Origin of the sequence: Methylovirgula ligni (assembly GCF_004135935.1) — a bacterium.
GTDB lineage: Bacteria > Pseudomonadota > Alphaproteobacteria > Rhizobiales > Beijerinckiaceae > Methylovirgula > Methylovirgula ligni.
Genome location: NZ_CP025086.1, coordinates 397,886 through 420,656, shown reverse-complemented (window position 1 = coordinate 420,656; position 22,771 = coordinate 397,886). Strand labels below are relative to the sequence as shown.

The following is a 22,771-nucleotide window of genomic DNA, read 5'->3' as shown; positions in this document are numbered from 1 at the left end:
AACATCTGGGACGCCGAGGCCCGGCGTCAAGTCCGATCGGCGCCCCCTCAGAAGAAGCCGAGCGCTTTCGGGCTGTAGCTCACCAGCAGGTTTTTCGTCTGCTGATAATGGTCGAGCATCATCTTGTGATTCTCGCGGCCGATGCCGGACTTCTTGTAGCCACCGAAGGCCGCGTGCGACGGATAGAGGTGGTAGCAATTCGTCCAGACGCGGCCCGCCTGAATGCCGCGCCCCATGCGATAGGCACGGTTGATGTCGCGCGTCCACAGGCCGGCGCCAAGGCCGAAGATCGTGTCGTTGGCGATTTCGAGCGCTTCGGCCTCGGTCTTGAAGGTCGTGACCGCGAGAACCGGGCCGAAGATCTCTTCCTGGAAGACACGCATCTTGTTGTTGCCTTGCAGGACCGTCGGCTGGACGTAATAGCCCTCGGCGAGTTCGCCGCCGAGAACGTTACGCGCGCCGCCGGTCAGCACTTTCGCGCCTTCCTTCTTGCCGATGTCGATATAGGAGAGGATCTTCTCCAATTGATCGTTCGAGGCCTGCGCGCCGAGCATTGTCGAAGGATCGAGCGGGTGGCCGGTCTTGATCTTCTCGACGCGCTTGATCGCCCTTTCTATGAACTTGTCATAGATCGATTCCTGCACGAGCGCGCGGCTGGGACAGGTACAGACTTCGCCCTGGTTCAGCGCGAACATGGCGAAACCTTCGAGCGCCTTGTCGAAGAAATCGTCGTCTTCGGCCATCACGTCGGCGAAGAAGATGTTCGGCGATTTGCCGCCGAGTTCCAGCGTCACCGGAATGATGTTTTCCGACGCATATTGCATGATGAGCCGGCCCGTCGTCGTCTCGCCGGTGAAGGCGATCTTGGCAATGCGCTTGTTCTGCGCCAGCGGTTTGCCGGCCTCGACACCGAAACCATTGACGATGTTGAGGACGCCGGGCGGCAGGATGTCGGCGATAATGTCGGCGAGCACCATGATGCTCGCCGGTGTCTGCTCGGCCGGTTTCATCACCACGCAATTGCCGGCGGCGAGCGCCGGGGCAAGCTTCCAAGCCGCCATCAGCAGCGGGAAGTTCCAGGGGATGATCTGGCCGACGACGCCGAGCGGCTCGTGGAAATGATAGGCGACCGTGGTGTGGTCGAGTTCGGAGATGCCGCCTTCCTGCGCGAGGATACAGCCGGCGAAGTAGCGGAAATGGTCGATGACCAGCGGCACGTCGGCGGCGGTCGTCTCGCGGATCGGCTTGCCATTGTCGATCGTTTCGGCGAGCGCGAGCAGGCTCAGCTTGCCTTCAAGCCGGTCGGCGATCTTGTTCAGGAGCTTTGCGCGCTGCGACGGCGCTGTATTGCCCCAGGCTTCGCGGGCGGCGTGGGCGGCGTCGAGCGCGAGCTCGATATCTTCCGCGGTCGAACGCGCGACCTGACAGAACGGCTTGCCGGTGATGGGGCTGATGTTATCGAAATACTGGCCTTTGACCGGCGGGACCCATTTGCCGCCGATGAAATTGTCATAGCGTTCGCGGAGCGCGACCTGCTGCCTTAATTCCTGAAGGCTTTGCGCGAGCATACTTCGACCTCCCTATCTTACACTGGTTTGATTGGCGCGCATTATCGTCTTCCGCCCGGCGGAGGCAATAGGCCAGAAGTCTTAGACTGAGCCGTGGCTTGAGCCCGGCGCGGGCGCCGCGGAATGGGGTTTCTTTGGACCTTCAGTTTGTATTGGTTTTAAACAGGACGGCTCTTCTTTTTAACGCCTATAAAGTTTGGCCATTACTCTTGCAGCGGGCCCAATTCGCCGCCATTACTTTACTCAACCGAACATTGCGTGCCGGACGTGCCTGTCGCGCAGGATTGAGTTGCAGCAGAAAATGATCATTTGTTCCTGCAATGCGATTTCAGATACGAGCGTCAAGGCTTCGATCCAGAGTGAGAAATCGCCGCGGACGCCGGGCGCCGTCTATCGCTGCCTCGGCTGCCGGCCAAGCTGCGGGCGGTGTTTTGAGACCGTGCGCACGATCATCGACGATGCCTTGAAGCAGGCCGGTGCGGGCGAAAATCTTCATCTGGCCGCGGCGAGGGAGCAGGATTGGGCGGTCGCCGCCCGCGCTCACGACCACCATCACCCGCACGACCATCGCCACGATCATCATCACGCCCACGATCATCATCATGGCCATGCCCGCCGCTCGGCGCCGTCGGCGCATGAGGGTAGCGGCTGCGAGAAGAATTGCGACGCCTGCGCGGCCGCGACGGGTCCGACTTTTTCCTGAAAATTTATTTTCCGCAGGCGCCGTCTTTGCGCGCTGTCAATAAGCCGTCTCCTAAACTGTTTTAGACACTGGGGCATCGTCACGCTCCGGCCTTCTGCTATTGCCGGAGCATTCTAACTAGCTTAGGTTGCGCCCAATTCAGCCAAGGATGGAGCAGTTCTAAATGCAAGGCGACGCGCGCGTCATCGACTATCTCAATCGCGGTCTTCGCAGCGAGCTGACCGCCATCAATCAATATTGGCTGCATTACCGGCTGCTCGACAATTGGGGCTATAAGGAACTTGCCAAGAAGTGGCGCAAGGAATCGATCGAGGAGATGGAGCACGCCGATCGCTTCGTCGAGCGCATTATTTTCCTCGACGGCTTCGCCAACCTCCAGGTCCTCGATCCGCTGCGGATCGGCCAGACGGTGGAAGAGATCATCGCCGCCGATCTCGCTTCCGAGCGCGACGCGCACCGGCTTTATACCGAGGCCGCCGATTACAGCTTCTCCGTCCGCGATTATGTGTCGAAGGAACTTTTCGACCATCTGCTGAAGGACGAGGAAGAGCACATCGATTTCCTCGAGACGCAGCAGGAACTGATCCGGCAGGTCGGCATCCAGCTCTACTCACAAAAGCATATCGGCGAGTTGCACGAGGATTGATCGCATCGCCGCGGGCCTTCCGCACGCTCAGGCTGCGGCGACTTGCGACAGAAAATCGAGAACGTCCTGATGCAGTCGCCCGGCCTGGGTCGCAAGATCGCGCGCCGAGGAAAGCACATGCGACGCGCCAGACCCCGTCGTCTCTGCCGCTCGGTTGACGTCGCTCATGCTCTCGGAAACTTCCGCCGTCCCGTGCGAGATTTGCTGAATGGTCGTGGCGATCTGTTTGGTCGCGGCGTCCTGTTTGTGCATTGACGAGGCGATCGCGTCGGAGATGCCGTTGATCTGGCGGACGACTTCGGCGATCGCGCCGATTCCCCCTGCGGTTTCGGCAATGAGACCGCGGACGTCGTCGATCTGGGCGCCGATCTCCACGGTCGCGCCGCTGGTCTGGCTCGCGAGCATTTTCACTTCCTGCGCGACGACGGCAAAACCGCGGCCAGCCTCGCCAGCGCGGGCGGCCTCGATCGTCGCATTGAGCGCGAGCAAATTGGTCTGGCCGGCGATCCGGTTGATGAGATCGAGGACCGCGCGGATCTGCTCGGACGCCTCCGACAATTTCTCCATCTTGGCGACCGCGTTGCCGCTGATTGCCACGGCCTTCGCCGTCACGGCCGATGCGGTTTTCACTTGCCGGCTGATTTCCGAAATCGCTTCCGCGACGGCCTCGGTTGCCGTCGCGACGGCGTAGATATTGCCCGATGTCCGCTCCGTAGCAGTGGCGACCGCGCCGACGCGGCCCATGGTCGTTTCCGCCGATTGGGTGAGCTCTTCGGCGGCAGTGTGCATATCCGTCGCCGCCGTGGAGAGCGATGTGACGATCGCGCCGACGGAATCCCTCAGCGTGCCCCCAAGGCGATCGATTAACGCCCGGTCGCGCTTGCCGGCTTCGAGATAGACGGCGATCGCATAATCCATGTCGAGCATAATGGCTTTCGTCACCGCCTTTTGCAGCGCCGCGGTGTCGCCGTGATGCCGGCGAAACAGCGTCCAGCCGCGCTTGGGGCCGATCGCCTCGAGAAGCTCGCCCAGCAGAAAATCGTAGGCGCCGATATACCATTGAGGTTCGAGGTTGATCCTGTAATGCGCTTCGCCGACGCGGGTGACCGCGGCGACGTATTCATCTTCGAAACGGCCCTGAAACAGCAGCCCCCAGTGCTTTAGCTGCATGGCCTTGGCATGTTGTACATGCGCGTCGCTGGTAAAGAGACGCGCCGTCTGCGGCGTCTTGAGTACGTGGGTGTAGAATCGGTCGAGTATTCCCGGCAGCAACGGCAGCAGGTACTCCCGCGAAGCGCGAAGCGTGTCGCGTGTCGCCGTATCGATGCAGTGGAATTGCAGGCGCGCAGCGATGTTTTGCTGCTGGTTCATCGAAATGATCCTGTCGCGAACTTTGCCCGCGTGGCCGACCTGCTTTGTGCGCGGCCGTTGATTTTTTATAGGGGAAGAGGGTTAACGAATTCGCGGCTTGCGCCGCCTTTAGCGCGCGAAGAAAGCCACAGCGTAACCCCATCTTGCGCGCTAGGCCGCGAACTGAAAAGGCGGGGAACAAAAGGCATGACATAGCGCAAGATTTGAAGCGTCAAATCTCGCACGCGATTGCCGCAACGCGCTTCAGTTCGCGACTTCGCCGTGCTTTTTGCGCGGCGGCCCCATCAGCGCCGGCTGGAAGAGCACAGCCGCGCACAGCGTCGTCACCAGCGACATGGCCAGCAATTTGCCCATGCTCGACGTACCGGGGTGATGCGACAGCCACAGACTGCCGAAAGCGGTGGCTGTGGTCATCGCGCTGAAGAAGACGGCCCGCGTCAGGCTCGATTGCAAAAGATTCGTCGTGCCCGCGCGCCAGGCCATCACGAAATAGATCTTGAACGCTACGCCGAGGCCGAGCAGCAGCGGCAGCGCGATGATATTGGCGAAGTTGAGCGGCATGTGGAACAGAACCGTGAGTTCCAGCGTCACGACCCCGGCGAGCAGCAGCGGAACGAGCGTGAGCAGCACATCGCTCACGCGGCGCAGGACGATGAACAGAAGGACGCTGATCGAGAGCAGCGCCCAGATGCCGGCCTCGATGAAGGCGCGGATGACGGTGTCGCCCGATTCCTGGATGGCGATCGGCTCGCCCGTCGCGTTCGGTGCGACAGCCTGGACCGCCTTGGCGAAGCGCCTCATGACATCATTGTCGTTCTGATCGCCCTTCGGCGCGACCGAGATCAGAGCCTGCCCGTCGGCGCTCACCCAGTCCCGCTGCAAGCTGAGGGGAATGTCGGCGACGGTCGTCGGCTTCGCCTCCAGCGAGCGATGCAATTGCTCCAGCATCACATTGAGCGGCGGCAGCAGCAGCGTGCGGGCAGCCGCGCGCTTTTCCGGCGGGGCGCTCGCCAATTGGCGCAGGAGATCGGCAAGATGGCGGGCTGCGTCGGCGCCCGCGCCTTTGAGGCCCTTGGTCGCCATATCGAATTGCAACGCGTCGGCATTCATCGCGGCGACGTCGTCGGCATCGCTCGGCGCATCGATGCGGCGCGTCGGATCAAACAGCGGCAGCAGGAATTTCGCCGCATGTTCGATGATCGGCAGCTTCTTGTCCTGGTCGACGGGCACGAGGCTGTTGAGGGTGAGGACGCCGTCGACTTGAGGCAGCTTTTCCAGCTTGGCGACGAGCGGTTTGGTCGCGTCGAGGCTGGGTGCCAGAATGTCGATCGCATTCGCCGCCGGATTGTGGCTGCGGGTGAGATCATCGAGCGTCATCACCGCTTCGGTGTCCTTGGCGCGCAGGTTCAGCGGATTGAAGTCGAAGCGCAGATGCGCGAGCAGCGGCGTGCCGGCGAAGGCCACTGCCAGCGTACCGATGACGACCGCATAGCGATGCCGGGCGAGAAATTCATCGACGGGCGCCAGGAATTTGTAGCCGACGCTGTCCTGTTCGGCCGGCGGCTTCAGCACCGTCAGCAAGGCGGGCAGAACAGTGACCGAGGAGAAAAAGGCGATGATCATGCCGGTGCCGGCGATGAGCCCGAGTTCCGAAACGCCACGGTAATCGGTCGGCAGAAAGGAATAAAAGCCGCAGGTCGTCGCCGCCGCGGCGAGCGCCAGCGGCCGCCCGGCGCGAACCGCCGCGGCGCGCAACGCCGTATTGAAGTCGGGATGGACAAAGCGTTCCTGCCGATAGCGGACGCTGAACTGGATGCCGAAATCGACGCCGATGCCGACGAACAGAACCGCGAAGGCGATCGAGATCAGGTTCAGCGCCCCGACCATGAGGAGGCCGATCGCTGCGGTAACGCAAAGCCCGACAATGACGCCAAGCGCGACCGCGAGCACGATGCGGGCCGAGCGCAACGCCCGCCAGATGATGAAAAGCACGATGAGCCCGGTGATCGCGCCGTTGAGCGCGGAGCCCTCCTTGACCGTTGAGAATTCCTCGTCGGCGAGTGGCACCGGCCCGGTAAGCCGCACGGTGACGCCGTCCTGCGGCGTCAGCCCGAGCTCCTTCGCGCTTTGACGGATGAAATTCGACGGTACCAGGCCGGGCTGCAGCGCGGCGTAATCGAGAATCGGCTTGATCGACAGGAAATGGCGCAACTGCCGCGGGTCCGGCGGTGCGCCGCTGAACAGAGCCTGCCAGGAGAAGAAGCTCTTCCGGCCGGCGAGAACATCCTCCAGCGCCCCGCTGAAGACGAGGATGGGGCGGCTGAAATCGTCGAATGTGCCGGCGCCCGAGCGGACGCCGCGATTGACGTAGGAAAAGGCGTCCGAGACGCCGCGCAGGCTCGGATCGGAGGCGAGCGCGGCGAGGAAAGGCTCGCTCTTCATCAGCCCGCCGATGCTGCGCTGAACCTCCGCGACCGGCTGGAACATGAGTCCGACCTGGTCGAAATAGGGTCCGCTGTCGGGCCGGGTGACGTTCTCGAAGAGGTCTTTCCGGGTCGAAAGGCGCGTCAGCAGCTTCTGCGCGGCCATCTCGGTGAGTTCCGGCGTCTTGCCGTCAATGACGACGATGATGTCGTCGTGGCGCTGCGGGAATGCCTTGTCGAGCTCCGCGAGCCGCTGCCGCCACGGCAGCTTTGCCGAAAGGAAATCATTGGTGTTGGTATTGATGGCGAAATGCGTCGCCGCGTAATAGGCGCTCGCCCCGGCGATGAGGAACGCCGCGACGATCACTGTCCAGGCCGAACGCGAACAAATTTCTACCAAAGCGACGATCGCGCGGCCGATGAACCCGATTTGCGGGGTCTGGCCCGGCGCGGCGCTATTCGGTTGATTATCCATGTCTTTCCAACGTCAATGGTCAAAAATGTGTGGCATCTTTGCAAGGCCGCGGCAATTTCGGCTCAAAAGCCAATTTTGCGATGGCTTAATCGCGCAGGGCTGCCTTAACTGAACTGTTTTGAGTTTCGGCAAAGATGAACTTGCCAGGGACATCCTTAAAAGCGCGCGGTCCAAAAAAAGCAAGCTCTCGTCTTCATCCTCTCTGCCTTGGCGGACAATAAGTTGGGGTGATGAATGAAGGTCATTCTGGCCCAGCCGCGCGGGTTTTGCGCCGGGGTTGTAAGGGCCATCGATATTGTCGAAGGGGCGCTCGAAAAATATGGCGCGCCGGTCTACGTGCGCCATGAAATCGTGCACAACGGCCAGGTGGTTGCGGAGTTGAAAGCCCGCGGTGCCCGTTTCGTCGAGAGTCTGGCCGAGGTGCCGCGCGGGGCGCCGACGGTATTCAGCGCGCATGGCGTCTCGCACGCCGTCGAGCGTCAGGCGCGGCGCCGCAATCTCACAGTCTTCGATGCGACCTGCCCGCTAGTCGCCAAGGTTCATGCCCATGCCGCGCGCTATGTCGAACAGGGCCGCACGCTGATTCTCATCGGCCATGCGGGGCATCCCGAGGTCGAGGGCACGCTGGGGCGCGTCGAAGGGCCGGTCCATCTCGTTCAAAGTGAAGCGGATGTGGCTGCGCTCGTGCTTGCCGAGGACACGCCGGTCGCCTATGTCACCCAGACGACGCTGAGCGTCGACGACACGAAAGCGATTATCGAGGCTCTCGAGAAGCGCTTTTCAAACGTCGTCGGCCCTGAAACGAAGGATATCTGCTACGCGACACAAAATCGTCAGGCGGCGGTGCGGGCACTGAGCCGGCTGGTCGATGTCGTTCTTGTCGTTGGTGCTAAAAACAGCTCTAACTCCAATCGCTTACGCGAAATTGGCGCGCAGGCGGGGGTGCCGAGTTATTTAGTGGCCGATAAAGATGAGCTTGACCTTGATCTCCTGCGTGGGGCAAACACCATAGGCTTGACTGCCGGTGCTTCGGCGCCGGAGGTTTTGGTCGAAGGAATTATCGAAGCTCTGCGGGGGCTGGGACCGGTGGACGTCGCGCTTTTGCCCGGCGTTCAAGAAAGTGTTGAATTCCGGTTACCTTTTGAATTCCTCGCATCTTCCGCTTAAACAAACCGAGCCACTTACATAGGAGCCGGCACTAGATGGCTATTCCAGTCCTGCAGGCAGTGCAAATCGGCGGCTACGTTCTTCGCCAGAAGGTTCAAGGCAAGCGGCGGTTTCCGCTGGTCCTCATGTTGGAACCCTTGTTCCGCTGCAATCTCGCCTGCGCCGGCTGCGGCAAGATCGACTATCCCGATCCGATCCTCAATCAGCGACTGCCGCTCGATGAATGTCTGCATGCGATGGACGAATGCGGTGCGCCGGTCGTCGTGATCGCCGGCGGCGAGCCTTTGCTGCATAAGGAGCTGCCGCAGATCGTCGAAGGCGGCATCGCCCGCGGCAAATACATCACCGTCTGCACCAATGCCCTGCTGCTCGAAAAGCAGATCAGCAAGTTCAAGCCGCACCGGCGCTTCAACTGGTCGATCCATCTCGACGGCGACCAGGAGATGCACGACAAATCGGTCTGCCAGAAGGGCGTCTATGACCGTGCCGTCGCGGCCCTGAAGCTCGCCAAGTCGAAGGGCTTTCGCGTCACCATCAATTGCACCCTGTTCAACGACGCCGATCCGGAGCGTGTCGCCAAGTTTCTCGACGATGTGAAGGGCTTCGGCATCGAGGGCGCCACCGTGTCGCCGGGCTATGCCTATGAGCGCGCGCCCGATCAGCAGCACTTCCTCAACCGCGCCAAGACCAAGCAATTGTTCCGCGATATTTTCAAGCGCGGGCAGGGCGGCAAGAAGTGGCCCTTCTTCCAGTCCGGCCTCTTCCTCGATTATCTCGCCGGCAACCGCACCTATGAGTGCACCCCCTGGGGCAACCCGACGCGCACGGTCTTCGGCTGGCAGCGGCCCTGCTATCTGCTGGGCGAGGGCTACGCCAAGACTTTCGCCGAACTGATGGAAGAGACGAACTGGGATTCCTACGGTGTCGGCAAGTACGAGAAGTGCGCCGACTGCATGGTCCATTGCGGCTTCGAGGCGAGTGCCGTCAATGAATCCTTCTCCAAGCCGTGGGAAGTGCTGAAGGTCGCCATCGCGGGCATCCGCACTGACGGCGCGATGGCGAAGGATATCCCGCTAGACCGGCAAAGACCCGCCGATTACGTCTTCTCGCGGCACGTCCAGAACAAGCTCGCTGAAATCAAAGAAGCCGAAGCCCCCAACACTAGTCATCTGTCGGCTGCGGAATAGCGAGACGAACGCGGCGTTCGCATCGAACGCCGTTTTCACCAGATGCGGGATCTGGCCTGGCGCCCGCGCGAGCGCGCGCAGGACAGGGCCGGCCGCGACGCCGCCCGTTGGGCTGATGCCGGCGAGCGCCGCCGGGGGCACATGCCGTTCGGCCGGATCGGCAACCACGCGAAAAGCCGCGAAGGGCAGGTTGCGGGCGGCGGCGAAGCGTGCCGCGATATGCGATTCCATGTCTGCCACCGCCGCGCGCGTTGAAAGATGCAGAGCGCGTTTGTCCGCCGGAGTCGTGACCGGGCGGTCGATGCCGGCCATATCGACGATCGGGGCGCCGCCGAGAGCCGCTGCAAGCCGCTGCGACCAGGCGCGATCACATTCGAATTGTTCGCCGTCTTCCGCGACGATGGAGCGGGCGATGAGGACGGTGCCGGGCCGCAGCCCCGGCGCGAGGCCCCCGGCGATTCCGAAGCTCAGGACAGCGCCGACATGGGCTTCGAAGACATCATCGAGCGCCAATTCGAGATTTTCCTTGCGGCCGCCGCTGGCGATCACCGAGACGCCAGCGCCGGCGGCAATCCGCGCCTCGGCCTTCATGCCGGTGATGGCAAGGACGGTGCGGCGATCTAGATGCCGGCCAGCACGGTGTTGTGGTTCGCGCGCTTCAGGTTGCGGAAGCGCGCTACCGCCCAAAGCGGAAAGAATTTCGCGTAACCGTGGTAGCGCAGGTAAAACACCCTTGGAAAACCCGTACCGGTAAAATTCTCTTCCTGCCAAGACCCGCCCCCCTCTTGTGCAGCCAGCAGATAGCGGATCCCTCGCGCCACTGCGGGTTCGTCAACTTCACCAGCCGCCATCAGGCCAAGCAACGCCCATGCCGTTTGCGACGCTGTACTCGGGGCTTTCTCATAGCCCGTGTACTCTAACTTGTAGCTTGCACAATCTTCGCCCCATCCGCCATCCCCGTTCTGAATCCGCTTCAGCCACGCGACAGCTTTCTTGAAGGCCGGGTCGGAATGGTCGATCCCGGCGGCATTGAGCGCCGAGAGCACCGACCATGTGCCGTAGATATAATTGACGCCCCAGCGGCCGAACCAACTGCCGTCCGCTTCCTGCTCTTTTAGCAGGTAATCGACGGCCCGGGCGAACTGCGGGTTGTTTTCGCGCGTCTGGCCAAGCTGCGCCATCATCGAGACGCAGCGTGCCGAAACGTCGGCCGTGGGCGGATCGAGCAGCGCGCCATGGTCGGCGAAAGGAATATAGTTCAAGTAATAATAAGTATTGTCCGCGTCGAAGGCGCCAAAGCCGCCGTTCTTGCTTTGCATCCCTTCGATCCATTCGAGGCCGCGAGCAATCGACTCGTCATAGGCGCCGGCGGGCGCCAGGCTGTTGCTGCGGGCACGATCCATGGCCAGCACCACGGCCGCCGTGTCGTCGAGATCGGGATAATAGGCGTTGGCATATTGGAAAGCCCAGCCCCCCGGCCGCGTCTTGGGCCGGATCGCCGCCCAGTCTCCAGCTATATCAAGTACTTGCAGAGGCTTGAGCCAGTCGAGGGCCTTGCCGATCGGCTTTGCGACCTCGGCGCCGCCGGCCTCCATCAGCGTGTGCAGCGACAGCGCCGTGTCCCACACCGGCGAGAGGCACGGCTGGAAATAGATCTCGTCTTCCTTGAAGACGCCGAGCTTCTCGATGGCGGCGCGCGCGGAGACGACGTTCGGATCGTCCTTCGGATAGCCGAGCAGATCGTAGACAAGCACCGAATTGACGATGGCCGGCCAGATCGCGCCGAGCCCGTCGGTGCCGTTGATACGTTCCGTGACGAAGGCGACGGCCTTGTCGACGGCGCGCTTGCGGGGTCCCTGAGGAAAGTAAGGTTCGGCAAAGCGCAGAAGCTTGTCGATCCAATCGAACAGCACGGTCCAGGGAAAGCGCTGGTGTTTGGCGCGCGCCCAGCGCCGCACCTTTTCCGGCGGCTCGATGAAGAGTTCGTCGAGGCGGATATTGCGCGGATTGCGCGCCGTGGCGCGCAGGCTCGTCAACACGCTCAGCGGCACGAGAACGGTACGCGCCCAATAGGAAATCTTCCAGATATGGAACGGGAACCACTCCGGCAGCAGCATGAGTTCGACCGGCACCACCGGCACCGCGCGCCGTGGGACGATGCCATATTGCGCCAGCATGCCGCGGGTGAAGACGTTCGACTGCGCCGCGCCGCCGTGCGCGAGGATCGCCTCGCGCGCCCGCTTCATATGCGGCGCGTCGATCGAGTCGCCGATCATTTTGAGCGCGAAATAGGCTTTGACGCTGGCGCTCACATCGAGCGGGCCACCGTGAAACAGCGGCCAGCCGCCGTTGTCGGCCTGCTTGCGGCGCAGATAATTACCGACCTTGGCCTCGACCTCGGGCGACGGCGGCTCACCGATCTGATGACGAAAAAGGATATATTCCGCCGTGATCGTCGCGTCCGCCTCGAGTTCAAAGACGAAGTGACCGTCGTCGCGCTGAACATCGAGCAACGCCTTGACGCCGGACGTCACCGCCGCATCGACTTCCGGGAGCGTGCGCGCCCGCAAATTACTGCCGGCAAACGTATCCAAGCTCACGTCCGATCAATCCCCTTCAGTCAAATCAACGTCAGCCGTCTGCCAGAAGGGCGTCGGCCGCTGAGAAGCCGGAACGGATGGCTCCTTCGATCGTTGCTGGAACCCCCGTATTCGTCCAATCCCCCGCAAGCAGAAGATTGGACAAAGTGCTCCGCGTATTTGGGCGCCGCGCCTCTTCCGAGGGGGTCGCCGCAAAGGTCGCGCGCTTTTCCTTAATGATCTGCCATGCGGGCAGCGGCGACGCAACCTCCGTAACCAACTGGATTTCGGACCAGATTTTGGCCGCAAGCTCCTCCCGGGGCGTGGCGATGAGGCGGTCGGCGCCGCTGATCGTCACCGAAAGCCGGCCGGGGAAGGCAAAAAGCCATTCCATCGTCCCGTTCACGATGCCGAGAATGGGCGGCAGGCCGGGGGGTGGATCGACCTTGTAATGGGCGTTCACAATTGCGCGAAACGATTGCGGCGTAGGCAAAGCTGGCAAAAGAGCGGCAGCGACCGGCGCGGGAACGGCGAGGATGGCGCGGTCGTCCGGCCCCAACGCGATGCTCTCGCCGCCGAAGATGAGGCCGCTGACGCGGTTTGCCTCCGTGGCGATGGCGGACAGCCGCCGCTCGAAGCGGATTTCGACACCCTTTGTTTCAAGATGACGCAGGGCGGGGTCGATGAAAGCGGTGGAAAGGCCGTGCGCCGCCACGAGCGGGCGGCAGGCCTGGCCGCCTTTCATCAGTGTTTCGCGCAGGAGCTGGGCGGCGAGCGAGGCCGCGCCTTCCTCGGGCTGGGTATTGAGCGCGGCGAGGAAGAACGGATGCCACAGCCGCTCCCACAGTAGGCCCTTGCAAGCCATTGCGTCCTTCAGCGTCGCGCGCTTGCCGGCGGTCAGCAGTGGCAGGACGCTGAAATAATCGAGCGGCCCGGTGCCCGGCACGCGCCGGTTCTTCTGAAAAACCCACCACGGGATCGCGCCATCGCTCGGCTTCAGGGTCCAGTGTTCGGCCGTGGCGAGATCGACGAAGGCGAATTCGGCCTGCTTCGGGCCGACAAGCTGATCCGCGCTGCCGACGAGGCGCAGGAAGCGTTGCGCCGCATGGTTGCCGGAGAGCAGAAGATGGTTGCCGTTGTCGATCTCCATTCCGAGGGTCGTGTCGAAATAGGAGCGGCAGCGCCCGCCCGCATGCGTCGCGGATTCGTGGATGATGATCTCGCGCGCCCCGTCCGCCAGTCGCAGGGCCGCGGCGAGGCCGGCCAGGCCGGCGCCGACAATATGAACGCGGGACATCAGAACAGGCCGTAACGCAGCAGGACGAGCAGCAATTGATGCTTCGGCAACCGGATCTTGGTGCGCGGCGGCGCGAAGCCGCGCGCCAGCAGCGTGGCGAAGATGATCTGATAGGCTTCGTACATCAAACGCGGCGATTTCACGCTTGCCCGGGGGCAGCGCTTCATGATCGCGGCCGCCTCGGCGAAATGCGCCTTGGCGCGGGCGATCACGGGGGCGCAGGCGGCGGCGAGATTGGGATGGGCGACGACCGTTTCAGGGTCGGTGCTTTCAATGCCGGCGGCGAGGAGCGTTTCATGCGGTAGATAGAGCCGGTCGATCGCGGCGTCCTCGTCGAGATCGCGCAGAATATTGGTGAGCTGCAGCGCGCGGCCGAGATGATGCGCAAGCGCCGCGCCTTCCGCCTCCGGCATGCCGAAGACGCGCACGCAGAGGCGCCCGACGGCGCTCGCGACGCGGTCGCAATAAAGATCGAGCGTCTGCCAGTCCGGTGCCTGAATATTTTCCCGCACATCCATTTCCATGCCGTCGATCACGGCAAAGAAATCCTGCTTCTGCAGATTGAATTGCTTGATCGCCTTGGCGAGTCCGGTGAATTGCGGACCGGGAATTTTGCCGGCGATCAGCGCATTGATGTCCTGCCGCCATTGCTCCAATTGCTGGAAGCGCAGACCCTGCGGGCCGCCGTCATCGGCAATGTCGTCGACGAGGCGGCAGAACGAATAAATCTCGAACATCCCATCGCGCTGCGCGCGGGGCAGGATGCGCATCGCCGCATAGAACGAACTGCCGCTCGCGCGGGTCTGCGCGGTTGCGGGCGGCGACGCTTCGGCGACGCTCACGCGCGCCTCGCTTGCGTCGCGGCTGCGGCGGGCGCGCCCTTGATGCGGCCGACGAAACCATCGCCGACGCCGGCGAGAGTCCAGGCGAGGAATTCAGGCTTGTTCAGATGCACGTTCTGGCTCAGTGGATCGCGCTTTTGCAAAAGGGTCACAAGCGTCTGTGCGAGGCGTCCGATCACCGCTGTTTCGAGCGACAGCCGCCAATCCTTCACCTGCGGTGACAAGGTACGGCCTTCGGCGACGAGCTTTTCCGTGCGCGCCGAGAGTTCATGCAGGCAAGCGAGCAGGGCGGGCGTCGCCTTGTCTGCGCCGAGCGCCGCGACATCGGTGCCATATTTGGCTAGCGCATCCTGCGGAATATAGACGCGGTCGAGGTTGCGATAATCCGCGCCGCAATCCTGCGTGTGGTTGATGATCTGCAAGGCCGAGCAGAGGGCGTCGTTGGCGGGCCATGTCGATTCGCTTTCGCCATGCACGTCGAGCACGAAACGGCCGACCGGGGCGGCCGAATAGGCGCAATAATGCATCAGCTCGTCGAAATTGGCGTAGCGCGTCTTGGTCGCGTCCATGCGGAAAGCATAGAGCAGGTCGAGCGCATGGCGTGCCGGGAGCTTGCGCGCCGCCAGCGCCTCGCGCAATGGCCTCGCGACCTCGACGCTGTCGTCGCGCCCGAGCAGCGCCGCCTCGAAACGGTCGAGCCGAGCGATCTTTTCGTCGGGGCTCAGCTCCGGGCTGTCGGCGATATCGTCGGCGGCGCGGACGAAATTGTAGAACGCGAGCACGACAGGCCGGTGCGCCCGCGCGATGAGCGCCGAGGCGACGGGAAAATTCTCGTCGCGATGGGTCTTCGTTGCAGGCTGTAGAATCGCGTCGCTCATTTCAGATAACCGTGGGCGCCGAACCAGGAGAGAGCATCTTCGAGCCCCTGTTTATAGGGCCGTGGCCGGTAGGCCAAATCACGCTCCGCCTTGGCGGACGAGAAGAACATCCGATATTTCGCCATGCGCAACCCGTCGAGGGTCAGGAATGGCTCGCGGCCGGTGAACCGCGCCTGCGCCTCGACCAGAGCGGCGAGCGGGAACAGCAGCCGGCGTGGCACATTTATCTTTGGCGGGCGGCGGCCGGTCAAGGCCGCGATATCGGCCAGCATTTTCGAGAGCAGGACGTTCTCGCCGCCGAGGATATATTGCGCGCCGATCTTGCCTTTTTCGAGGGCCGCCAGATGACCCGCGGCGACATCGTCGACATGGACAAGGTTGAGCCCGGTATCGACGTAGCCCGGCATGCGGCCCATCGCCGCCTCGACGATGATGCGGCCCGTCGGCGTTGGCTTCACATCGCGCGGGCCGATGGGTGTCGAGGGATGCACGATGACCGCGGGCAACCCTTCGCCGGCGATCATCTCCTTGACGATCAGCTCGGCCGCGACCTTGCTGCGCTTGTAGGCGCCGATGGCTTTGTCGAGCGCCAGCGAGCGCGTTTCGTCGCCGGGCGTGCCGTCGGCGGGGATGGCGATGGTCGCGACGGAACTGGTGTAGACGACCCGCTCGACGCCGGCCTTTAAGGCTGCGCGCATCAGATTGCGCGTGCCGTCGCAATTGGTGCGCAGGATTTCTTCCGGGTCCGGCGCCCAGAGCCGGTAATCGGCCGCGACATGGAAAAGATGTTTAACGCCGGCCATGGCGCGCGCGACCGCCTCCGGGTCGCGCATATCGCCTTCGGCCAGTTCGACGTTAAGATCGGCGAGATTTTGTCGCCGGCTGCTGGCGCGCACGAGGGCGCGGACCCCGAAGCCCGCTGCGAGCGCGGCGCGGGCGACGGCGGCGCCGACGAAGCCGGAAGCTCCCGTCACCAGGATTTTATCTCCCGCCACCCTAAATCCTCAAGCTTTCCCGCAAGGTGCAGGGGCCTTAGCATTCCCTTCGCGCCGAGAGCAACCCTCGGCCGCCGTGTCGTCCGCCTGGCGCCGTCTCGCCGCCGGAGCCCTGAAAGAGTACGATTTTCTGGTCATATTGCCCGTTCCAGTTTAAAGGCGTTCCAATGTCATCCGATGCCCCCCTGATCGCCGACGACGCCGACGGCGCGAAACAGCGCAACTCCCCAAAATTCTTGCTGGCGCTGGCTCCCTATGTCGCCCGCTATAAGGGCCGGGTCGCCGCCGCGCTGGTGGCGCTGACGATCGCCGCCGCGGCGACGCTGGTTGTGCCGGTCGCCGTGCGGCTGATGATCGACGACGGCTTTTCGACGCAGAGCGCCGGTACGGTTAACCGCTATTTCGGTGCGATGGTCCTTGTCGTCGGCGTGCTCGCGCTGGCCTCGGGCGGGCGCTACTACCTCGTCATGACGCTGGGCGAGCGCGTCGTCGCGGATCTGCGCGCGGCGGTGTTCCGGCATCTCTCGAGTCTCGATGCCAGCTTCTTCGACGGCGCGCGTGTCGGCGAACTCGTCTCGCGCCTCACCGCCGATACGACGCAGTTGAAATCGACCTTCGGCGCCTCGGCCTCGATCGCGCTGCGCAATTTCTTCATGTTCATCGGCGCCGTCGGGCTGATGATCTATACCAGCCCCAAGCTCTCGGCCTTCGTGCTGATCGCCATCCCGCTCATCGTCCTGCCGCTCTATGCTGCCGGGCGCGCGGTGAGGAAGCGCTCGCGCGCCGCGCAGGACACGCTTGCCGAGGCCAGCGCTTATGCCTCCGAGAATCTCGGCGCGGTGCGCGTCATGCAAGCCTTTGGTGCGGAGGCGGCGACCAATGCGCATTTCGACGCGGCGGTGGAGGAATCCTATGACGCCGCACGGGTCGCCACGCTGGCCCGCGCCGTCGTCACGGCAATCGCCATCTTTCTCGCCTTTGCCAGCGTCGTCGTGGTCCTCTGGCTTGGCGCGCAGGATGTGCTCGCAGGGCGCATCAGTGGCGGCCTGCTGTCGCAATTCGTGCTCTATGCCGTGCTCGCTGCCGGCGCCCTCGGCGAGTTGAGCCAGGTGTGGAGCGAAGTTTCCGCCGCGGCCGGTGCAGCCGGTCGTATCGGCGAGATTTTGGCGATCAAGTCCAGGATCGTCACGCCGCAGCCGCCCGTTCCGCTGCCGACGCCGCCGCGTGGGGCGATCGTGTTCGATCATGTCAATTTCGCCTATCCGAGCCGGCCGGACGCCGCCGCGCTGCACGATCTCTCGTTCAAGGTCGCGCCGGGCGAAACCGTTGCCATCGTCGGCCCCAGCGGCGCCGGCAAGTCGACGATCTTCCAGCTTCTGCTGCGTTTCTACGATCCGCTCGGCGGCCGGATCGAATTCGATGGCGTCGATATCAAGACGGCGGACCCGGCGGAGCTGCGCAAGCGCATCTCGCTCGTGCCGCAGGAGCCGGTGATTTTCGCGGCGAGCTTCGCCGACAATATCCGCTACGGCGCGCCGGGGGCGAGCGAGGCGGCGGTGGAGGATGCAGCGCGAAAGGCCGCGGCGCAGGGTTTCATCACCGCGACGGCGCAAGGCTATGCAATGAAGATCGGCGAGCGCGGCGTCACCCTCTCCGGCGGCGAGCGGCAGCGGCTCGCGATCGCCCGTGCCATTCTGCGCGAGGCTCCCGTCCTGCTGCTCGACGAGGCGACCTCGGCGCTCGATGCGTCGAGCGAAGGGCTCGTCCAGGCGGCGCTGAAGGAGTTGAAGGCCGGCCGCACCACGCTGGTCATCGCCCACCGGCTGGCGACGGTTCTCTCGGCCGACCGGATTCTCGTTCTGGACGCGGGCCGCATCGTCGAGGAGGGGACGCACGCCTCGCTCGTCGCCAGGGATGGGCTCTATGCCCGCCTCGCACGGCTGCAATTCGAGACCGGCGCGCACGCGCTCAGCGGCAGCAGCGCAGCGGCAGAGTGACGGTCCCTGTTGGTGTCATGGCCGGGCTTGTCCCGGCCATCCACGCCGTGCCATTGAAGGCGCGCGATTCAATCTGAAGGCACGACCGGAATTTTGGCCCGTGGCCCATCCGTCATTGGCAATTGAATCGCGTGGATGGCCGGGACAAAGGGCGTTCGGTCGGACGCCCGTCTTCGACGGGCTATGCCGGCCATGACGATGGTGAGATATTCATGGGTTTCAAATGCGGCATCGTCGGTCTGCCGAATGTCGGCAAATCGACGCTTTTCAACGCCTTGACGCAGACGGCGGCGGCGCAGGCGGCGAATTATCCCTTCTGCACGATCGAGCCGAATGTCGGCGATGTGGCGGTGCCCGATCCGCGGCTTGAGGTTTTGGCGAAGATCGCCGGCTCCAAGGAGATCATCCCGACGCGGCTCACCTTCGTCGATATTGCCGGGCTCGTGCGCGGCGCCTCGAAGGGTGAAGGGCTCGGCAACCAGTTCCTCGCCAACATCCGCGAATGCGATGCCATCGCCCATGTCGTGCGCTGTTTCGAGGATGACGACATCACCCATGTCGCGGGCAAGATCGCCCCGCTCGACGATATCGAAACCATCGAGACCGAGCTGATGCTCGCCGATCTCGACAGCCTCGAAAAGCGCGCCCCGGCGCTCGAGAAGAAAGCCAAGGGCGGCGACAAGGACGCGAAGGAGAGTTTCGATCTCGTCTCCCGCTGCCTCGCCTTGCTGCGCGAGGGCAGACCGGCGCGGCTCGCCGCGATCAAGCCGGAGGAGCGGAAAGCCTTCGACATGCTCGGCCTGCTCAGCGCCAAGCCTGTCCTCTATGTCTGCAATGTCGAGGAAGCTTCGGCTGACAAGGGCAATGCCTATTCGGAACAGGTGAAGGCCCGTGCGGCGGAGGAAGGTGCCGGGGCGGTCGTCGTCGCTGCGGCGATCGAGAGCGAGATCGCGCTGCTCCCGGCGGAAGAGCAGAAGGATTATCTCGCCGCCGTCGGGCTTGAGGAGCCGGGGCTCAACCGCGTCATCCGCGCCGGCTACGCGTTGCTGCACCTCATCACCTACTTCACCGTCGGCCCGAAGGAAACGCGGGCGTGGACGATCCCGGTCGGCACACGGGCGCCGCAGGCGGCGGCCGTGATCCATACCGATTTCGAGAAGGGCTTCATCCGCGCCGAGACGATTGCCTTCGACGATTATGTTGCATCGAACGGCGAGGCCGGGGCGCGCGAGGCGGGCAAATTTCGCTTGGAAGGCAAGGACTATGTCGTCGCCGACGGCGACGTGTTGCATTTCAGGTTTGCGAATTAGCCGGATCTGCTTGTCAGGCAGGTTCGCGCGTATGACGCGCGATTGACGGAGGTGTTACCGCGCGCTCGTACCAGCCCTGGGAGCGCTTCAGGATTGCGACGACCGAGAGCATGACGGGCACTTCGACCAGCACGCCGACTACCGTTGCCAGCGCCGCGCCCGAATCGAAGCCGAAGAGGCCGATTGCTGTCGCGACGGCAAGCTCAAAGAAATTTGACGCGCCGATGAGCGCCGAGGGACCGGCCACGCAATATTGCTCGCCGAGAAGCCGGTTGAGGAGGTAGGCGAGGCCGGCGTTGAGATAGACCTGTATCAGGATCGGTACCGCGAGGAGCGCGATGACGAACGGCTTCGCGACGATGGCGTCGCCCTGAAAGCCGAAGAGCAGGACAAGTGTGGCCAACAGTGCCGCGAGCGATATGGGATGCAGATGCGCCAACAGGTTGGCGAGTGCGAGCGCTCCGCCCCGCGCGAGCAGGAGTCGGCGCACGAATTGTGCGACGAAGACCGGGATGACGATGTAAAGCGCGACGGAGGTCGCAAGCGTTTGCCACGGCACGGCGATGGCCGAAAGACCCAGCAGCAAGCCAACGATTGGCGCGAAGGCGAACACCATGATCGCATCGTTGAGCGCGACCTGGCTCAGCGTGAAATGCGGTTCGCCCTTGGCGAGGTTCGACCAGACGAAGACCATGGCGGTGCAGGGCGCCGCCGCCAGCAGAATGAGGCCGGCGATATAGGAATCGATTTGCGCCGCCGGCAGCAGCGGCCGGAACAGCAGGCCAACAAACAGCCAGCCGAGTGCGGCCATCGAGAAAGGCTTTACGGCCCAGTTGATGAAGAGCGTCACGCCGATGCCGCGCCAGTGACGGCGCACTTGGCCGAGCGCCGCGAAATCGATTCTGGCCAGCATTGGAATGATCATCAGCCAGATGAGCAGGGCGACGATGAGATTGATCCCGCCAAGCTCCATCGCGCCGATGACATGGAAGGCGCCCGGCGCGGCATGGCCGAGAGCGATTCCTCCTACGATGCACAGCGCGACCCAGAGAGTCAGATAGCGGTCGAAGCCGGACATTGCCATTACTCCTGCGCGAAGTCTGATGCATCTTCGTGGGCTGGCGGTGGGACGCCGTCCCGGCCGATCTCTCTCAGCTTCGTTCGCAGACTGAATTCGTCGAGCGCGGGGAAAGGCAGCAACGTAAAAAGCTCGATGCGCCGGTGAAGCATCCGATAGGCTTCGTTGAAGGCGAAGGCGATTTCGGCGGCCGTTCCTCTCGCCTCGGCGGGGTCGGGTATGCCCCAATGCGCGGTCACCGGATGGCCGGGCCAGAGAGGGCAGGCTTCGCCTGCGGCATTGTCGCAAACCGTGAAGACGAAATCGAAAACGGGACTGCCCGGCGCGGCGAATTCGTCCCACGATTTCGAGCGCAACGACGAAATGTCGTGGCCGAGGTTTTTAAGGAGCGCCAGGGTGTTCGGATTGACCTCGCCCTTGGGATGGCTGCCGGCGCTGAAGGCGCGAAATTTCCCGGCGCCAATGTGGTTGAGGATTACTTCGGCGATGATCGAGCGGGCCGAATTGCCGGTGCAGAGAAACAGAACGTTGAGGGCGCGCGTGCTCATGATTTGGCTCGCGTATTGCAACAGGCATCCGCTTTCGCCGCGGCCGGTGGTGCGCAGCAGGATTTTTCACGCGCGACGCGGGCGACGCGCTCGCCCGTGCCGTCGCCATAATCAATGTTCTCACCTGTCGTGAGAAAGGCTTCCCAGGCGATGCCGGAAGGATCCTCGATCCAGGATTTTTCGGATTTGGCATAGCAGCAGGCCGTCTGTCCCTGTTCGATGACGTCGCCGTCCGCCCTGTGCAGCCGTGCATAGACGTCTTGCAATTTGTCCTTGTTCTCGACCTGAATCCCGAGGTGGTCCAATCCCAGCTTCCGGCCGCGTGTCGAAATCGCAAAATTCACGCGCGGATCGTCGAGCATCCATTTGGCGTAATCCGGCTTGATGACGGCCGGCGGGGCATCGAAGAGCGCGGAATAAAAGCCGATCGACCTTTCCAGGTTGTCGACGGCGACATGAACATGCATCCGCTTCATGTTGGCTCCTTCAGGCGGAGATCTTGGCCCAGTTTTTTGGCCTGCTTGCCGCGCGCGGGTTTGCAGGTCTGCTCCGGCGTGCAGGCGGCGCCACCGCAACAGTTCTCGGTGAGATAGGCGATGAGCGCGTTCATTGTTGGAAACTGCGCGCTGTAGATCATTGCGCGACCTTCCCGCCGCACGGTGACAAGCCCGGCCATGCGCAGCCTGTCGAAATGAAAGGTGAGGGTATTCGGCGCGGCGCCAAGCGCGCCCGCAAGCTCGCCAGCCTGCATGCCCTGCGGCCCCGCCTGCACCAGCAGGCGAAACACCTGGAGGCGGCTTTCCTGCGCAAGCGCTGCCAACGCTGTAACGGCGTCTAACGTTTCCATATTTCGACGAATATCGAAATATATTCGTTGTGTCAAATCTCGCGGTGGCCTGCCGGCCTTGACGCCTGCGGCTGCGCGGATGCTAGAATCCGGCGCGGCTGGAGGTTGACGATGTGCACAGCATGCGGACTTCCCTCGTTGCATCATGGGTTGGCGTTGCCGCGCCGCGATGTTCTCGCGCTTGGCCTTGGCGCAGCGGCAATGTTCGGGCTGCCGGCGTTTGCAGCGGAAGACGCCCCGCCGCCCAAACCGCAAAATGTCATCCCGCCGGCCGAGGCGCTGGAGCGGCTCCAGGCGGGCAACAAGCGTTATGTCGAGGGCGTCGCCAAGCGGCATGATTTTATCGCCGAGCGCGAAGCGCTTGTAGGCGGCCAGAATCCCTTTGCGAGCATACTCAGTTGCGCCGACTCGCGCGTCGCGCCGGAATATGCCTTCGACACCTCGCGCGGCGATCTCTTCGTCGTCCGCGTCGCCGGAAATTTCATCAACACCGACAATCTCGCGAGCTTCGAATATGCCGTCGCTGTGTTGAAGACGCCGCTGATTCTTGTGCTCGGGCATGAAGCATGCGGCGCGGTCAAGGCGGCGATTTCTGCAGTGAAGGATGGAGCTTCCTTCCCCGGCCACATTCAGGATTTGACGACGGCTCTGGCGCCCGCCGTGAAGGCTGTCCTCGATCGTCCCGGCGACCTTCTCGAAAACGCGACCGTGGAAAACGTTCGCCAGAATGTCGCCGCGTTGAAAGCCGCGACCCCGATCCTCAGCGCCGCCGTCGCCGACAAGAGCCTTGCAATCGCCGGCGGCATCTATCGGCTGGCGACCGGCGGGGTCGATATCATCGCTTAAGTTTCTGAGGGGGA

The 22,771-nt window shown here is 63.3% G+C and carries 20 protein-coding genes and 1 pseudogene; 7 read left to right on the top strand and 14 right to left on the bottom strand.

What is annotated here, in order from left to right:
* Positions 1-47 precede the first annotated feature (47 nt).
* Complete coding sequence (adh, locus tag CWB41_RS01890) at positions 48-1,568, bottom strand: aldehyde dehydrogenase (RefSeq protein WP_115835675.1); 1,521 nt, start codon at positions 1,566-1,568, stop codon at positions 48-50.
* 301 nt (positions 1,569-1,869) lie between these two features.
* Between adh and CWB41_RS16255 the strand changes: the two genes are divergently transcribed.
* Together CWB41_RS16255 and bfr are read left to right on the top strand one after the other, a co-directional pair.
* The gene (locus tag CWB41_RS16255; protein WP_181902949.1) at positions 1,870-2,271 is read left to right on the top strand and encodes a (2Fe-2S)-binding protein; all 402 of its coding nucleotides are present in this window, start codon (positions 1,870-1,872) and stop codon (positions 2,269-2,271) included.
* A gap of 163 nt (positions 2,272-2,434) precedes the next feature.
* Positions 2,435-2,917 carry a bacterioferritin gene (gene bfr / locus CWB41_RS01880; protein WP_115835676.1) on the top strand — a complete coding sequence of 161 codons (483 nt, stop codon included), beginning with the start codon at positions 2,435-2,437 and terminating at the stop codon, positions 2,915-2,917.
* A 27-nt stretch (positions 2,918-2,944) separates the two neighbouring features.
* Here the strand turns inward: bfr and CWB41_RS16535 are convergent, their stop codons facing one another.
* From CWB41_RS16535 to hpnN, 3 genes and pseudogenes are all read right to left on the bottom strand, one after another.
* Positions 2,945-3,661 (bottom strand): methyl-accepting chemotaxis protein, encoded by a 717-nt coding sequence (locus CWB41_RS16535; protein ID WP_425373906.1) that lies wholly within the window; start codon positions 3,659-3,661, stop codon positions 2,945-2,947.
* 195 nt (positions 3,662-3,856) lie between these two features.
* Positions 3,857-4,288, bottom strand: a pseudogene (locus CWB41_RS16530) (protoglobin domain-containing protein); the annotation flags it as partial.
* Between the two features lie 243 nt (positions 4,289-4,531).
* Complete coding sequence (gene hpnN, locus CWB41_RS01870) at positions 4,532-7,186, bottom strand: hopanoid transporter HpnN (RefSeq protein WP_115835678.1); 2,655 nt, start codon at positions 7,184-7,186, stop codon at positions 4,532-4,534.
* A 234-nt stretch (positions 7,187-7,420) separates the two neighbouring features.
* On the opposite strand from hpnN, the gene ispH reads away from it, so the two are divergent.
* The gene (ispH, locus tag CWB41_RS01865) at positions 7,421-8,353 is read left to right on the top strand and encodes a 4-hydroxy-3-methylbut-2-enyl diphosphate reductase (RefSeq protein ID WP_115835679.1); all 933 of its coding nucleotides are present in this window, start codon (positions 7,421-7,423) and stop codon (positions 8,351-8,353) included.
* Positions 8,354-8,388: 35 nt separating this feature from the next.
* Complete coding sequence (gene hpnH / locus CWB41_RS01860) at positions 8,389-9,540, top strand: adenosyl-hopene transferase HpnH (RefSeq protein ID WP_115835680.1); 1,152 nt, start codon at positions 8,389-8,391, stop codon at positions 9,538-9,540.
* Here hpnH and CWB41_RS01855 read toward each other — a convergent pair.
* The 6 genes from CWB41_RS01855 to hpnA are packed head-to-tail and all read right to left on the bottom strand — an operon-like array spanning position 9,427 to position 16,131.
* A complete protein-coding gene (locus tag CWB41_RS01855; protein ID WP_115835681.1) occupies positions 9,427-10,131 on the bottom strand; it encodes a phosphorylase family protein in 705 nt (234 codons plus the stop codon). The two genes, hpnH and CWB41_RS01855, sit on opposite strands and share 114 nt — an antisense overlap.
* Before the next feature lie 29 nt (positions 10,132-10,160).
* Positions 10,161-12,140, bottom strand: coding sequence for a squalene--hopene cyclase (gene shc, locus CWB41_RS01850; protein WP_115835682.1), 1,980 nt, complete (start codon positions 12,138-12,140; stop codon positions 10,161-10,163).
* A gap of 31 nt (positions 12,141-12,171) precedes the next feature.
* Entirely contained in the window at positions 12,172-13,416 is a 1,245-nt protein-coding gene (gene hpnE / locus CWB41_RS01845) for a hydroxysqualene dehydroxylase HpnE (protein ID WP_425373449.1), read from the bottom strand.
* A complete protein-coding gene (hpnD, locus tag CWB41_RS01840) occupies positions 13,416-14,258 on the bottom strand; it encodes a presqualene diphosphate synthase HpnD (protein ID WP_281024139.1) in 843 nt (280 codons plus the stop codon). Before hpnD ends, hpnE begins: the two co-directional genes overlap by 1 nt.
* A complete protein-coding gene (hpnC, locus tag CWB41_RS01835) occupies positions 14,255-15,136 on the bottom strand; it encodes a squalene synthase HpnC (protein ID WP_115835684.1) in 882 nt (293 codons plus the stop codon). The genes hpnD and hpnC overlap by 4 nt, the downstream gene beginning before the upstream one ends.
* Positions 15,133-16,131, bottom strand: a complete 999-nt coding sequence (gene hpnA, locus CWB41_RS01830) for a hopanoid-associated sugar epimerase (RefSeq protein WP_245411183.1) — start codon at positions 16,129-16,131, stop codon at positions 15,133-15,135. The genes hpnC and hpnA overlap by 4 nt, the downstream gene beginning before the upstream one ends.
* Positions 16,132-16,298: 167 nt before the next feature.
* Here hpnA and CWB41_RS01825 point away from each other — a divergent pair, with 167 nt between their 5' ends.
* Both CWB41_RS01825 and ychF read left to right on the top strand, forming a co-directional pair.
* Positions 16,299-18,128, top strand: a complete 1,830-nt coding sequence (locus CWB41_RS01825; RefSeq protein WP_115835685.1) for an ABC transporter transmembrane domain-containing protein — start codon at positions 16,299-16,301, stop codon at positions 18,126-18,128.
* A 212-nt stretch (positions 18,129-18,340) separates the two neighbouring features.
* Complete coding sequence (ychF, locus tag CWB41_RS01820) at positions 18,341-19,438, top strand: redox-regulated ATPase YchF (RefSeq protein WP_115836334.1); 1,098 nt, start codon at positions 18,341-18,343, stop codon at positions 19,436-19,438.
* A gap of 13 nt (positions 19,439-19,451) precedes the next feature.
* Here ychF and arsB read toward each other — a convergent pair whose 3' ends face one another.
* The 4 genes from arsB to CWB41_RS01800 are packed head-to-tail and all read right to left on the bottom strand — an operon-like array spanning position 19,452 to position 21,911.
* Positions 19,452-20,516 carry an ACR3 family arsenite efflux transporter gene (arsB, locus tag CWB41_RS01815; protein WP_115836335.1) on the bottom strand — a complete coding sequence of 355 codons (1,065 nt, stop codon included), beginning with the start codon at positions 20,514-20,516 and terminating at the stop codon, positions 19,452-19,454.
* Between the two features lie 5 nt (positions 20,517-20,521).
* Complete coding sequence (locus tag CWB41_RS01810; protein WP_115835686.1) at positions 20,522-21,064, bottom strand: arsenate reductase ArsC; 543 nt, start codon at positions 21,062-21,064, stop codon at positions 20,522-20,524.
* Positions 21,061-21,540 (bottom strand): ArsI/CadI family heavy metal resistance metalloenzyme, encoded by a 480-nt coding sequence (locus tag CWB41_RS01805; protein ID WP_115835687.1) that lies wholly within the window; start codon positions 21,538-21,540, stop codon positions 21,061-21,063. The genes CWB41_RS01810 and CWB41_RS01805 overlap by 4 nt, the downstream gene beginning before the upstream one ends.
* On the bottom strand, positions 21,537-21,911 hold the full coding sequence (locus CWB41_RS01800) for an ArsR/SmtB family transcription factor (RefSeq protein WP_115835688.1): 375 nt from the start codon (positions 21,909-21,911) through the stop codon (positions 21,537-21,539). Before CWB41_RS01800 ends, CWB41_RS01805 begins: the two co-directional genes overlap by 4 nt.
* 111 nt (positions 21,912-22,022) lie before the next feature.
* Here CWB41_RS01800 and CWB41_RS01795 point away from each other — a divergent pair, with 111 nt between their 5' ends.
* Positions 22,023-22,757 carry a carbonic anhydrase gene (locus CWB41_RS01795; RefSeq protein ID WP_115835689.1) on the top strand — a complete coding sequence of 245 codons (735 nt, stop codon included), beginning with the start codon at positions 22,023-22,025 and terminating at the stop codon, positions 22,755-22,757.
* Positions 22,758-22,771 lie beyond the last annotated feature (14 nt).

What these genes read in the sequence shown, in the direction of transcription:
- adh (WP_115835675.1), bottom strand. Translation starts at nt 1,568, where the DNA reads ATGCTCGCGCAAAGCCTTCAGGAATTAAGGCAGCAGGTCGCGCTCCGC.
- CWB41_RS16255 (WP_181902949.1), top strand. Translation starts at nt 1,870, where the DNA reads ATGATCATTTGTTCCTGCAATGCGATTTCAGATACGAGCGTCAAGGCT.
- bfr (WP_115835676.1), top strand. Translation starts at nt 2,435, where the DNA reads ATGCAAGGCGACGCGCGCGTCATCGACTATCTCAATCGCGGTCTTCGC.
- CWB41_RS16535 (WP_425373906.1), bottom strand. Translation starts at nt 3,661, where the DNA reads ATGGGCCGCGTCGGCGCGGTCGCCACTGCTACGGAGCGGACATCGGGC.
- hpnN (WP_115835678.1), bottom strand. Translation starts at nt 7,186, where the DNA reads ATGGATAATCAACCGAATAGCGCCGCGCCGGGCCAGACCCCGCAAATC.
- ispH (WP_115835679.1), top strand. Translation starts at nt 7,421, where the DNA reads ATGAAGGTCATTCTGGCCCAGCCGCGCGGGTTTTGCGCCGGGGTTGTA.
- hpnH (WP_115835680.1), top strand. Translation starts at nt 8,389, where the DNA reads ATGGCTATTCCAGTCCTGCAGGCAGTGCAAATCGGCGGCTACGTTCTT.
- CWB41_RS01855 (WP_115835681.1), bottom strand. Translation starts at nt 10,131, where the DNA reads ATGAAGGCCGAGGCGCGGATTGCCGCCGGCGCTGGCGTCTCGGTGATC.
- hpnE (WP_425373449.1), bottom strand. Translation starts at nt 13,416, where the DNA reads ATGTCCCGCGTTCATATTGTCGGCGCCGGCCTGGCCGGCCTCGCCGCG.
- hpnC (WP_115835684.1), bottom strand. Translation starts at nt 15,136, where the DNA reads ATGAGCGACGCGATTCTACAGCCTGCAACGAAGACCCATCGCGACGAG.
- CWB41_RS01825 (WP_115835685.1), top strand. Translation starts at nt 16,299, where the DNA reads ATGTCATCCGATGCCCCCCTGATCGCCGACGACGCCGACGGCGCGAAA.
- ychF (WP_115836334.1), top strand. Translation starts at nt 18,341, where the DNA reads ATGGGTTTCAAATGCGGCATCGTCGGTCTGCCGAATGTCGGCAAATCG.
- arsB (WP_115836335.1), bottom strand. Translation starts at nt 20,516, where the DNA reads ATGTCCGGCTTCGACCGCTATCTGACTCTCTGGGTCGCGCTGTGCATC.
- CWB41_RS01810 (WP_115835686.1), bottom strand. Translation starts at nt 21,064, where the DNA reads ATGAGCACGCGCGCCCTCAACGTTCTGTTTCTCTGCACCGGCAATTCG.
- CWB41_RS01805 (WP_115835687.1), bottom strand. Translation starts at nt 21,540, where the DNA reads ATGAAGCGGATGCATGTTCATGTCGCCGTCGACAACCTGGAAAGGTCG.
- CWB41_RS01800 (WP_115835688.1), bottom strand. Translation starts at nt 21,911, where the DNA reads ATGGAAACGTTAGACGCCGTTACAGCGTTGGCAGCGCTTGCGCAGGAA.
- CWB41_RS01795 (WP_115835689.1), top strand. Translation starts at nt 22,023, where the DNA reads ATGTGCACAGCATGCGGACTTCCCTCGTTGCATCATGGGTTGGCGTTG.